Annotated in this window: 8 protein-coding genes and 1 pseudogene; 7 read left to right on the forward strand and 2 right to left on the reverse strand. The window is 31.4% G+C overall.

The features are described 5' to 3' along the window. Nucleotides 1-764 precede the first annotated feature (764 nt). The 5 genes from BP769_RS08465 (at nucleotide 765) to BP769_RS08485 (ending at nucleotide 8,716) form a co-directional block, all read left to right on the forward strand. Nucleotides 765-1,190, forward strand: a complete 426-nt coding sequence (locus BP769_RS08465) for a hydrogenase iron-sulfur subunit (RefSeq protein ID WP_409198469.1) — start codon at nucleotides 765-767, stop codon at nucleotides 1,188-1,190. 30 nt (nucleotides 1,191-1,220) lie between these two features. Beyond that, nucleotides 1,221-2,150 (forward strand): F420-nonreducing hydrogenase, encoded by a 930-nt coding sequence (locus BP769_RS08470; protein WP_409198470.1) that lies wholly within the window; start codon nucleotides 1,221-1,223, stop codon nucleotides 2,148-2,150. Nucleotides 2,151-2,152: 2 nt separating this feature from the next. Beyond that, entirely contained in the window at nucleotides 2,153-3,577 is a 1,425-nt protein-coding gene (locus BP769_RS08475) for a Ni/Fe hydrogenase subunit alpha (protein WP_413824343.1), read from the forward strand. A 160-nt stretch (nucleotides 3,578-3,737) separates the two neighbouring features. Beyond that, nucleotides 3,738-4,973, forward strand: coding sequence for a 4Fe-4S binding protein (locus BP769_RS08480; RefSeq protein ID WP_413862394.1), 1,236 nt, complete (start codon nucleotides 3,738-3,740; stop codon nucleotides 4,971-4,973). Between the two features lie 647 nt (nucleotides 4,974-5,620). Then, on the forward strand, nucleotides 5,621-8,716 hold the full coding sequence (locus BP769_RS08485) for a beta strand repeat-containing protein (protein WP_413862396.1): 3,096 nt from the start codon (nucleotides 5,621-5,623) through the stop codon (nucleotides 8,714-8,716). 328 nt (nucleotides 8,717-9,044) lie between these two features. On the opposite strand, the gene pyrC is transcribed toward BP769_RS08485, so the two are convergent. After that, on the reverse strand, nucleotides 9,045-10,364 hold the full coding sequence (gene pyrC, locus BP769_RS08490) for a dihydroorotase (RefSeq protein ID WP_413862398.1): 1,320 nt from the start codon (nucleotides 10,362-10,364) through the stop codon (nucleotides 9,045-9,047). Between the two features lie 87 nt (nucleotides 10,365-10,451). Between pyrC and BP769_RS08495 the strand changes: the two genes are divergently transcribed. Both BP769_RS08495 and BP769_RS08500 read left to right on the forward strand, forming a co-directional pair. After that, entirely contained in the window at nucleotides 10,452-11,576 is a 1,125-nt protein-coding gene (locus tag BP769_RS08495; protein ID WP_413862400.1) for a nucleotidyltransferase family protein, read from the forward strand. After that, the gene (locus tag BP769_RS08500) at nucleotides 11,570-12,319 is read left to right on the forward strand and encodes a peptidylprolyl isomerase (protein WP_413862402.1); all 750 of its coding nucleotides are present in this window, start codon (nucleotides 11,570-11,572) and stop codon (nucleotides 12,317-12,319) included. The genes BP769_RS08495 and BP769_RS08500 overlap by 7 nt, the downstream gene beginning before the upstream one ends. Nucleotides 12,320-12,416: 97 nt before the next feature. Here BP769_RS08500 and BP769_RS08505 read toward each other — a convergent pair. Then, nucleotides 12,417-12,677, reverse strand: a pseudogene (locus tag BP769_RS08505) (hypothetical protein); the annotation flags it as partial.

Raw genomic sequence — 12,677 nt, forward strand, 5'->3', positions numbered from 1 at the left:
ACTTTAGGTTATAACTTTAACTCCTCTTACTTAGTATAGTTTATATTTATAAAAAATATTTTTTTCATATAATTGTATTAATTTATTCATTGTATTTTTTTAATGATCTTTTAATTTTTGGTTTTTAGATGAAATTTAAATATTTAAGGGGGTAATGTTTTTTTTATTAAAATTTTTTTGGGGTTTATTCTTATTTTTATATTTTTTGTTGATTTCAGCATATATTGCTAGCTAGAGGTATACTGATTGGTACTTTTTTCAATGTTTTATAGGGGCTTTGTTTTTTTTAATTTTTTCATATAATTTTTCTTGTTGGTGATGTTTGTGTTTCTTATTTTTTTAAGTGTCTATTGGATTTTTATTGAAGTTTTTTAAGTGTTTGTATAGTGTTTTAATTATTTTAAAGGTATTTAGTTAAAAATAAAACTGTTAGTATTAATACATACAAAAAACTTAATATGATATTTAAAGCTTTCGAAATACTTTTCGAAGTAACATTTATATTTAATACTTATTTAATATATTAACAGTACATTGATGTTAAGCTGAGCTAGCTCATTAACGTACAATAAAAACTAAAAATTAAATAAGAAAAATTAAGACTTTTTTTTTATTTAAAAAAATATTAGTTTTACATAAAAAAAACTTTTTATAAAAAGCAAAAAAAAATATAAATCCTTAAAAAGAGAAGAACTTTTCTTTTTTTAGGTAAAAAAAATATATATAAAAAAAAATTTGAGATATTCTAGAGGAGGAAAAACTCTATGGACGAAGATGTAAAAATAGTAATGTTTTGTTGTAACTGGTGCTCCTATGGTGGAGCAGACACAGCAGGTACTGCTAGAATGCAATACCCACCGAATATAAGAGTAATTCGAGTAATGTGTTCCGGAAGAATAGACCCACAATTTATCCTTAAAGCATTCAGAGAAGGTGCAGATGGAGTACTTATCGCAGGATGCCATATGGGAGACTGCCACTACGATGCAGGAAACTACAAATTAGATAGAAGAATGAGATTAGTTTACAAACTCGTAGAAGACCTTGGAATAGGAAAAGAAAGAGTATACCATGATTGGATCAGTGCATCCGAAGGGGAAAAATTCGCAACTACTGTAACCATGATGGTAAATCGTATTAAAGAACTCGGACCATCCCCATTAAAAGAAGAAATCGAAGCAGAAGGATAAATTTAATATTATTTGGAGGATTATGATAACATGGCTGAAAAAGCACAAATAGGAACCATGTGGCTCGGAGGATGTTCCGGTTGTCACTTATCAATTGCTGATTTCCACGAATCATTACTTGATGTATTAGAATTAGCAGAATTCAAATTTTCACCAGTACTTATGGATACCAAATATGATGAAGTACCACACTTAGATGTACTTATTGTAGAAGGTGGAATAAGAAACAATGAAAACCGTGAATTAGCAGAAATGTTAAGAGAAAAAGCAGACTTTGTAATTGCATACGGAACATGTGCAGCATACGGTGGAATACCAGGACTTGGAAACTTACACACCGTAGAAGAATTAGAAGAAGAAGCATACATTAACTCTTGCAGTACTGTAAACCCAGAAGGAATCATCCCAAGCGAAGGCGTACCACACCTTGAATCCCGTGTAAGACCATTACACGAATGTATTGATGTGGACTTAACCATCCCAGGATGCCCACCAAGATCCGATGTAGTTGCACAAGCAATCATCACATTATTAAATGGGGAAACAATAGAATTACCAACAACTAACCTTTGTGAAGTATGTCCAAGAGAAAAACCACCTGCAGGTTTAGCAATGGACTTCATCAAAAGACAATTTGAAGTTGGAAAACCAGAAGAAGATTTATGTTTAATCTCCCAAGGACTCGTATGTATGGGACCAGCAACCGTATCCCTCTGTGGATCCGAATGCCCAGGAGATGCAAACGTACCATGCCGTGGATGTTACGGACCAACTGCAAATGTTAAAGATGCAGGAGCAAAAATGATTTCCGCTATCGCATCAGATTACGGAGTATCAGAAGATAAAGATGTAGATCCAGAAGAAGTAGCAAACGAATTAGATGATATCGTAGGAACATTCTACACCTACACTTTACCTGATGCATTAGTACCAATGAAAATGCAAAAAGGAGGCAAATAAATATGACAACACTTACAATGGAACCAGTAACCCGTATTGAAGGACACGCAAAAATAACCGTAGACCTTGATGAAAACGGTAACGTAAAAGACACAAAACTACATGTAATGGAATTCCGTGGTTTTGAAAAATTCTTACAAGGAAGACCAATAGAAGAAGTAGCACGTATAGTACCACGTATCTGTGGTATTTGTGATGTACAACACCACTTAGCAGCAGCAAAAGCAGCAGACCAAATCTTCGGATTCGGAGATGAAATACTCCCTACTGCTTATAAGATGAGAGAAATTGAAAACTGGGGTTCATTCATGCACTCCCACGCTCTTCACTTTTACTTCCTCGCAGCACCAGATTTAATAATACCAAACGGAACAAGACAAACCCGTAACGTATTCCAAATCATTAAAGACAGTCCAGAAGTAGCATTACAAGCAATCAAAATCAGAAGAAATGGTTTAGATATTGTAAGAGCAATAGGTGGACGTCCAATTCACCCAGCTAGTAGTATTCCAGGTGGAATAACCACAGAACTTTCAGATGAAACACAAGCAGATTTACTTGCAAAAGCAAAAGAAAACGTTGAACTTGCACAAGCAACACTTGACCTTGCAAAACCAGTATTTGCTGAAAAATTAGACCTTGTACAAACCCTTGGAAACTTCGGAGACACACGTCACTGCGGACTCGTTAAAGATGGTGTATGGGATGTATATGATGGAAATGTTAGAATAAAATCCAAAGACGGATCCAAAATCGAATACGAATACAACAACCTCGAATACCAAGACATTGTTGCAGAACACGTAAAACCTTACAGTTGGTTAAAATTCCCATACATTAAAGAATTAGGATACCCTGAAGGAATTTACCGTGTAGCACCATTATCTCGTTTAAACGTTGCAGATAAAATGCCAGACCAAGCACCATTAGCTCAAGCTGCATTTGAAGAATTCCGTGAAAAATTCGGATACGCACAACAGCCATTACTCTTCCACTGGGCAAGAATTATTGAAATGTTAGCAGCAGCAGAATGTGCAGCTGACGGATTAGACCAAGACTTATCTGGTGAAAAAGTACCGGAACCACAAGAAAAAGTAGCAGGAGAAGGTGCAGGTATTGTAGAAGCACCTCGTGGAACATTAATCCACCACTACAAAACAGATGACAATGGACTTGTAACTAAAGCAAACATCGTTGTTGCAACTATTCAAAACAATCCAGCAATGGAAATGGGAATAAACCAAGTCGCAAAAACTTACATCAAACCTGGTGTAGAAGTAGATGATAAAATCTTCAACCTTATGGAAATGGTTATCCGTGCATACGATCCATGTTTATCCTGTGCAACCCATACAATGGATGGTCAAATGAGACTTGCAACTATTGAAGTATACGATAGTGAAGGAACCCTTGTCAAAAAAATATAAATTATTTGATGCAAAAAAAAATTTAAAATACTATAAAAAAAAATTTAAAGTTCTAATAGTGGGGAAAAATTAATCTCCCCCATATTAAAACCTTTTTTATATAAAAATTTTTTATAGTAAAGAAAAAAATTTAATTAATTAAATTAGGAGAATAACTAATATGATATCAGTTAATCAAGATACTTGCATCAAATGTGGAGCTTGTGAAGGAGTTTGTCCTTCCGGTGCTATTGCAGTGAAAGAAACAGTTACTTACTGTGATACTTGTGATAGTGAACCTAAATGTGCTGGTGTGTGTCCTAATGGTGCATTAACTGTTGGGGACATTATCATTTCTGATGATGCAGATCCGGTTGTAAGATTAAACTTCAACCCAAGTAAATGTGATCAATGTGGTGAATGTATCAGTGCATGTCCTAAAAGTATAATGAAACTTGGAGATGTGGAAGGAGAATTACCACTTGGTGGATACTGTGTAATGTGTCAACAATGTGTAGATATTTGTCCAGTAGATGCAATTGGTATGCCGGGTATAAAAGAACCAGCCACTCGAGAAGTAAATATTGAAGGTGCAGTCTACATTCAAGACTGTGTTGGATGTGGAACATGTGTAAGTGAATGTCCAGTAGATGCAATAACACTTTCAGGTTATGGTGAACCTATCACTATAGATGAAGATACTTGTATTAAATGTGGAATTTGTTCACAAACTTGTCCATGGAATGCAGTATACATTAGTGAAAATATTCCAATTAAACGTGGAAAAACCATAAACACTTTCACATTAAACAATGAAGATTGTATTGGATGTAATACTTGTGTAGATGCATGTCCAGGAGACTTCATCCAAGCTAAAGGTGCAGATTTAAGTATTAAATTACCAAATGCTTGTGCCGCTTGTGGATTATGTGAAAAATTATGTCCAGTAGATGCAATAGAATTAAGTGTAACTTGGGGACAAGCAACACAAGCATCAGATGAAGGACTAGTACGTGATACTGAAAAATGTATCTTCGATGGATCATGTGCACTTAAATGTCCAACAGAAGCAATACGTGTAGTTACTAAACGTGGAATGGAATTACCATCCAAAAAACGGGACATGGGAGAACCATCCTTCAGTATGTGTGCAAGATGTGGAGCATGCGCAGCAGTATGTCCAAATGATGCATTACAACTTGCAGAAGTGGATAAAATCATAGATGGTGTTACTGTTACACGTAACCGTATAAACTTCAATGCTTCTAAGTGTGATCAATGTGGAGACTGTATAACAGCATGTCCATATGACATGTTACATGAAACAAGTAAAACCAATTTACCTGTTGCAGGTTTCTGCACACTCTGTGAAAATTGTATTGAAAGATGCAAAGAACACGCACTATCACTAAAATAAAAACACTACTTAATAAAAATTTAAAAAGGGATGGAAATTTTACTCTTATTTTTCCCTCTTTTTTTTGTTTTATAAAAAAAATAAATATAAAATTAACATTTACTATTATCTTTTTTTTTAAATTTTTAATTTTACTTATTAAAATTTTCTCATTTTTTTTATGCTTGTTATTATGAGAATTATATAGTAAAGTATTTATTGTATAATTACAATAAGGTTATATTAACATGGTATTTTTTTAACAACCCTTTAAAGTAAACTTATTAGGTTTTGGATTGTTTTAATAAATTAAAACAAAAAAGGTTTTATCATGATGTTAAAAAATAACTAACACTATACACCTAAAAATTCCACCCTAATATAATAATTGTATGAAAATTTTTAAAGGAACTAAAAACATAGTTATTTAAAAGAATACTTCATGTTAAAATGTTTATATGGGGATGATGTATCCGGAAAAATGGGGGGAAACATTACTTTTTCTCTCTATTTTAATTATAAGGATTACTATTATTTTCTTTCATATGAAAAAGAATAAAAAAAATTTATTTAGACAGACGAATGAAAAAATAGATCAAAAAAAAATTTAAAATAAAACTTTTTTTGATACTATAAAAAAACTCAAAAATTTTGAGGTGAAAAATAAAATGTTTTCAAAAAACATTAAAGTTTTATCATTATTTTTAGTTCTTGCAGTTGTAATGATTGGAGCAGTATCTGCAGTTTCAGCAGAACCTGCTACTGATGGTCCTATTGATAATGCTACTGTAACTAATACTGGAGATACTCCTGTAAGTAATGGTAATATTATTACTATTAATGACACTGTAAAAACTGGAGCTGCATCAACTGGTTCATTAAATACTCATGTTCCTGAAAGCACTGTTATTAATGCTACTACTACTGGTGATGATAATACTTTGAATACTGCTACTCAACCTAATGTTGTTGTAAGTTCTGGTATTTACACAAAATCATCAGATGTTTATACTCTTGTTGATGGTGCTACTGTTGATGGTGCTACTGTTACTTTAGGTACTGATGGTACTTTTGCTACTGATTTAACTATTAATGGTGCAGATAAGTTAACTGATGGAACTACTTATTATCTTAATGTTGTTGTTCCAAAAGGATCAGCTGCTTATACAGATACAGTTTATACTTATTTAAGTGCAGATTCTAATTCATATATTGCTTTTACATATAATGATGATGTTTTAGCTTTAGATGATTATAAAAACACTATTAGTTATGGGGATTCTTGGTCCTTTTCTGGTACTTTAACTAAAACTGATGGTACTCCTGTTGATGGTGTAAATGTAGACGTTACTGTTGGTGGAAATACTTATACAGTAGCTACTGATAAAAATGGTAAATTTTCTTTAAATGATGTAACTTATAAAGCTTTAACAGGTTCTTCTACACCTTTAGCTGTTACAACCACTAATATGACTTTTGAATTCTCATATAGTGATGTGTCTGCTACTGCTACTCTTAATATAACTCCTAAAAACGGTAAAGTTAACGGCGTATTAAATGATTCTAATGCTGATTTCGGTGCTGTTGATGTTTCTATTAATGGTACTGTTTTAGATATTAATGGGGATTTAATTAAAGATTCTACTGTAACTGTAACTGGTGCTGCTATTAATCAAGCTACTGGTGAAAAAACTGATTTAACATTCACTAGAAATACTGATGGTTCTTACACATTAACTACTGATAGTGCTAAAGCAATTAATGGTTTAGACTCTGGTGTTTACTTTATAACTTTAAGTGCTACTGGTTCTAACTATAAGATTAATAATTCTGATGTTATGGTTTTAACTATTAATAAGGTTGCTACTAATCTCACTGCTAATAAAACTATTTACACAACTAATGATGTTTTAAAAGCAACTACTATTGCTGATTTTATTAAAGCAATTTCTAATTCTACTACTGGTAATGAAAAAATTGATGGTACTTGGACTGCTGTTCTTTACAAAGCAGATGGTACAGCTGTAAAAGCTATTACTCCTGTTAAAGGTTCTGATGCTAATTTAGGTACTGCTACTATTAATAATATTCTTATTGGTGAACAAGCTAATGGTAATTATTATGTTTTAATTACTTTCACACCAACTGATAAGGATAATTATGCTGCTAGTAACACTACTGTAAATATCGTTATTAAAAATAGTAATGTGATTACTGTTACCCCACCTAGTTTAAAATATAATCTTACTACTACAGGTAATGGTACTTACGCAAATATTACTTTCGAAACTCCAATTAACACTACTGTTGAAATGTTTATTAATAATAAATCATTAGGTAATGTTAATGTAATAAACGGAAAAGCAACTATTGACTTTGGTGCTTTAGCTTTAAGTGCTGGAGATTATAATGTAACTTATGCTTTCGCTGGTGATGATACTTATTTACCTTATAATGTTACTGCAACTGTAAGTGTTACTGGTCAACCAATTGGTGATCTTAATGCTAAACCTACTGTTATAAACGGTGTTACATTAAACACTGTTAATAAAACTTTCACTCTTAACTTAACTAACAGTACTAATGATCTTGTAAATTATACTGGAGATGTAAACTATTACATTGGTGGTAAACTTGCAGGTACTGTAAGCATGGTTGAAGGTAAAGTAACTGTTGATGCAAATACTTTAAAAGGTTTAACTAAAGGTGCAATCACTGTTACATTCAAAATTAATAATAATTATACTAGTAAACCTGTTTATGTAATTATTAACACTGTTCAATTAACTAGTGATATTATTGCTAAAAATATAAGTACTAACAATGTAACTCCTATAACCATTAAAGGTACTGTAGCTAACGCTACTGAAGGAACTGTACAAGTTTTCTTATTTGATTCCAGTAAATATGATCCTGAACATGTTGAAGATAATGTAATTGCTTCTACAACTACTAAAGTTAATGCTGATGGATCTTTCACAGCTACTTTCGGTAACTATGCAAATGGTAATTACACCGTATTAATTAGTTATACATCTACAACTCAGTTAACTGAAGATGTTGCTACTACTATTAATGTAACTGTAAACGGTACTGCTCCTGAACCAACTCCTGTAGTTGGTAATATTACTACTAATTTAACTATTAATACTAATTTCACTGAAGCTTATGGTGAAGGTTTAAACTTAACTGGTAAATTAACTGATGCTAATGGTAACCCTATTGTTGGTCAACATATTGCTCTTAATCTTACTAACCCTGCTAATGGTGCTAGTAAAATTTATTGGGTAACTACTGATACTAATGGAGAATACCAATTACAAATTAATTTATTCGTTGGATCTTACACAGCTAGTGCAAGTTTCGCTGGTTTCACAACTGCTGATAATAAAACTTATTATTTACCTAGTGGTCCTGCAAACGGTACTATTACCGTTACTAACGGAACTGAACCTGTAGATAACCGTACTGCTACCGTATTATCTTTCAGTAATTTCACTGAAAAATATGGTCAAGCTTTAAACTTCACTGGAACTTTAAAAACTACTGATGGTACTCCTATTATTGGTCAAAAGATAGGTATGATATTATCTAATGCTGCTGGTCAAAGTAAACTTTACTGGAGAACTACTGACTCTGCTGGAGAAGTACAATTACCTATTGAATTATTTGCTGGTGATTACACCTTCAAATGTTACTTTGAAGGGGACAGTACTTACCAACCTTCCAATAATCAAACTGGTAGTATTACTGTAACTGCTTAAAGTTTAGTAAATGTTTTAAACACAAAATAAACAAAATTTATATAAAAAAAATTTTAAGTTAGGAGGAATTTTCTCTCCTTTCTTAAAATCCTATTTTTCATTTTTTTTAAAATTCCAAAAACTTTTACACTTGTAGTTTTTATTTATAAAATATTTACTGTGTACATGTTTACACACTCACACATTAATTATTTAAAATTGGAATAAAAAAAATCTTATACTAAATTTTTAAAAAAAAGAAACTATTAAAATAATTAAAAAAACACTTAATTAAAATATTATTTAAAACCTTAACTATAAAAATAATTAAGGCTTAACTATGTTTTACTTAACTGTGCACGTATTTACTAATTTTTTCACCCTTCCTATCTATATCTCTTTTTAGTATTTCACCTTTTTCCATTATTACTTCTCCATTAACAATTGTCATTACAGGTTTTCCAGTATAAGTCCAATTTTTAAATGGTGAATATTTAGCTTTACTATAAAATTCCATAGGATTTATTACTCCACTTTCTTTAAGATTTACTATTGTTATGTCTGCATCGTATCCTTCACATATTTCTCCCTTATTTTCAAGGTGGAATCTTTTTGCAGGATTCTCACTCATAATTTTAGCTAGTAATCCTAAACTTAAGCTACCATTATTTACTTCAGTTAAAAGTAATGGTAGTACACATTCGAGGTTACCAATTCCTGGTTTACTATCCCACACTCCCAAGTTTTTTTCATTTATTGTGTGTGGTGCGTGATCTGTTCCTATCATACATTTAGGGTTAATGTTTTTTAATCCAATTTTATCATTAACGTTACGTAGTGGTGGGTTGGTTTTTACCATATTTCCTAAACTATTAAAATAAGTATTATCCAGATATATGTGGTGAGGTGTAAACTCATAACTTACATCACATGGACTTTTTAATACTTCCTTTAATCCTTTAACTGTGCTCAAATGACAGATGTGTGCTTTTAAATCATACTTTCTGATTAAATCTAGGACTTGTTTTATACTTACAATTTCTGCCTCAGAGGGTCGAGCATAACTATAATCAATACTCTGATTTTCTTTTTTACTTTTTTGATAGTAAGTGTTTTCATGTACTATAAAACGGTTTTCACAGTGACAGGAAACTAAAAAACTAGTACCTAGTTCAGTGTTTAATCTTTGTAAATCCTTAAATTTTTCATTTAGACTAGAATCTGTTTCAAGGTCCATGAATATTTTAAAACTAGCAGGTTTTAATTCTGCGATCTTACACATTTCGCCGTATGTATTAAATCCAGAGTTTAAACCAAAGTTCACTATACTCTTCTTTTCCCCTATTTTTATTTTTTCATGAAAATTTTTATAAGTATTAGTTATGGGTTTAGTATTTGGCATATCAATTACAGTAGTGAATCCTCCATTTGCAGCACTCATACTACCAGTATGAAAATCTTCCTTATAAGTTAAACCTGGGTCACGGAAGTGTACATGAGGATCTATTAAACCTGGAAGCACCACCTCACCTTCCCCTGGGCTTATTACGTTTTCCCCATTTAAACCTGTTTTACTGATTTTACTTATCTTACCCTCATTTATTCCTATATTATATTCACCTTTCATGTTTACTATTTTCACATTTCTGAGTACTGTATCAAATAACATAAAATAAATCCAATCCTCCCACACAATAAATTTCTATTATAATGTAATTAATTTTATTATTTATAAGATTTATAAATAATTAATATTATGGTAAGTGAAGTTTATGTGGAAAATATTTTAAAACGTGATAAGAAGATTTTTAAAAAAGATTACAGGGATTCTCAAAACCGGAATTTAGTGAAAAACAAAACACCTCATAGTGGTGTTCCTTTAATTGCTGATTTTACTGAGTATTCACCTTTACATAATGGTCATTATCATTGTATGAAAACTGCAAAAGAACATGTTCCTGATGGTTTGTTTGTTGCAGTTGTCCCTGGACTTTTTGAGCGTAGTGGACGAGGCCTACCCTACATTTTACCCAGGGAGGTTAGAGCTGAGATTGCAGTGAATGTTGGTGCAGATATTGTAGTTGAAGGGCCACCTATGGGTATTATGGGTTCTGGTCAATACAGTCTCTGTTTATGTAAAATGTTTCAAGCCCTAAACACTGACTACATTCCAAGGGGATATAATCCTTCACCAGAATTTACTGATATTCTTAAGCGTATAAGTATGGGTCATGCAGTTGTACCTAAACCTTATAAAATAGTTGACACAACCCTTCATGAGACGGTTTTTAAGGGTAAGTTAGCTGAGGATAATTATGTTATTTGTTCATTTAGTAAAAGTTTAAATAAGATAGGATTTGATTTTAAGGATAAATTCATATTCGTTCCACGTATTGAAGGTGTTAGTGGTACACGAATACGGGAAGCCATAGTTAGTAACGAATTAGATTCCATTAAAGACATGGTACCAAGTGAGACTTTAAGAATTTTAAAACGTGAAATAGAAAATAATCATGCACCATTACATAATATAAGAAACATAGAAGAAATCCTAAAAAATGTTAACACGTTGTCATATACTGAATTATCTAAATTAAACTTTTTCACACCAGAATTAACTAAAAATATTATATTTCACAGGGAAGAAGAACCTTTCACAAGTCTAGATGAAGTTTTAAATATTATTCCATATGGTTTCAGTACTCATTATAAACATAGGGTTTTAAGTATACTTGAGACAAAAGTAAATAATGATATAATATCTAATTATATTGAAACTTATCCTTTTAACATACGTGTACTAAATTATAAAAATGAACACGTTTTAGAAGATTTTAAAAATAAAATAATTAACGATAATAGGAGAATTAAATTATGGTAATAGAAAATGGTGACTTTGTTAAAATAGAATTCACTGGAAAAGTAGAAGAAACCGGTGATGTATTTGATACTACTAATCAAGATGTAGCTGAAGAAGCAGGAATATATAATAAGGAAAAAAATTATGGACCAATACCAATAGTTGTTGGTGGAAAACATTTACTCCCCGCAATAGATGATGCAGTTCTTGGTATGGAAGTAGGGGATAATAAGAAAGTAACAGTTGACCCTGAAAATGGTTTCGGTCATCGTGACAGTAGTTTAGTTCAACTCATCCCAATGAAAGAATTTAAAAAACAAGGTATGACACCATATCCTGGAATGAAAATCACAGCTGAAGGACAAACTGGTAAAATCTTAACTGTAAATGGTGGAAGAGTTAAAGTAGATTTCAACCATGAACTTGCAGGTAAAACTTTAGATTATGATTTAACCATTTCTGATGTTATTGATGATGATACTGAAAAAGTTAAAAGTATGATTAATCTTCACTATGCTTATCCTAATATGGATCTTGAAAAGACTGAAGTTGAATTTGACGGGGATACTATTAAAATCAAGTTAGATGAAATCACTCATTTCGATCAAAAAAGTTATATGGATATAACCTTTGCTAGATACCGAATTAGTAAAGATTTATATGAAAACATGCCTTATGATAAGGTTCAATTTGTGGATGAATTTGAAAAAAGAGCAGAAGAAGAATCTGAAGAAACCGGGGAAAATACTGAAAGTGAAGAATAATCCTTATTCACTTTTCTTTAAATTTTTTTTAACCCCAAAATATTAACAATTGTTAACATTTCATTTATAAAAAAAAATAAAAATAGAAGAAAGGATTTTAATTAAAAATATTACCAATAAGTTGCATTGGATCACTAAACAATACACTAACAGCATCAATATAAGTAGGATAATCACCACTTAAAGTAAATAAGTAAATCACATAACTAACCACTATAAGAATTAAAACAATTAAAATAATAGTTAAAATAATTTCACCAACACTAAACTTACCCTCATCCTCACCATCATCACTTTCATGATGGTTATGAATACTTCGAACATTACTATTTAATTCCTCATTATGAACATAATAATC

It is taken from the genome of Methanobrevibacter sp. UBA417 (genome assembly GCF_002508845.1).
Classification (GTDB): domain Archaea; phylum Methanobacteriota; class Methanobacteria; order Methanobacteriales; family Methanobacteriaceae; genus Methanobrevibacter_A; species Methanobrevibacter_A acididurans.

Coding starts and splice junctions, on each gene's coding strand:
- BP769_RS08465 (WP_409198469.1), top strand. CDS start 765: ATGGACGAAGATGTAAAAATAGTAATGTTTTGTTGTAACTGGTGCTCC.
- BP769_RS08470 (WP_409198470.1), top strand. CDS start 1,221: ATGGCTGAAAAAGCACAAATAGGAACCATGTGGCTCGGAGGATGTTCC.
- BP769_RS08475 (WP_413824343.1), top strand. CDS start 2,153: ATGACAACACTTACAATGGAACCAGTAACCCGTATTGAAGGACACGCA.
- BP769_RS08480 (WP_413862394.1), top strand. CDS start 3,738: ATGATATCAGTTAATCAAGATACTTGCATCAAATGTGGAGCTTGTGAA.
- BP769_RS08485 (WP_413862396.1), top strand. CDS start 5,621: ATGTTTTCAAAAAACATTAAAGTTTTATCATTATTTTTAGTTCTTGCA.
- pyrC (WP_413862398.1), bottom strand. CDS start 10,364: ATGTTATTTGATACAGTACTCAGAAATGTGAAAATAGTAAACATGAAA.
- BP769_RS08495 (WP_413862400.1), top strand. CDS start 10,452: ATGGTAAGTGAAGTTTATGTGGAAAATATTTTAAAACGTGATAAGAAG.
- BP769_RS08500 (WP_413862402.1), top strand. CDS start 11,570: ATGGTAATAGAAAATGGTGACTTTGTTAAAATAGAATTCACTGGAAAA.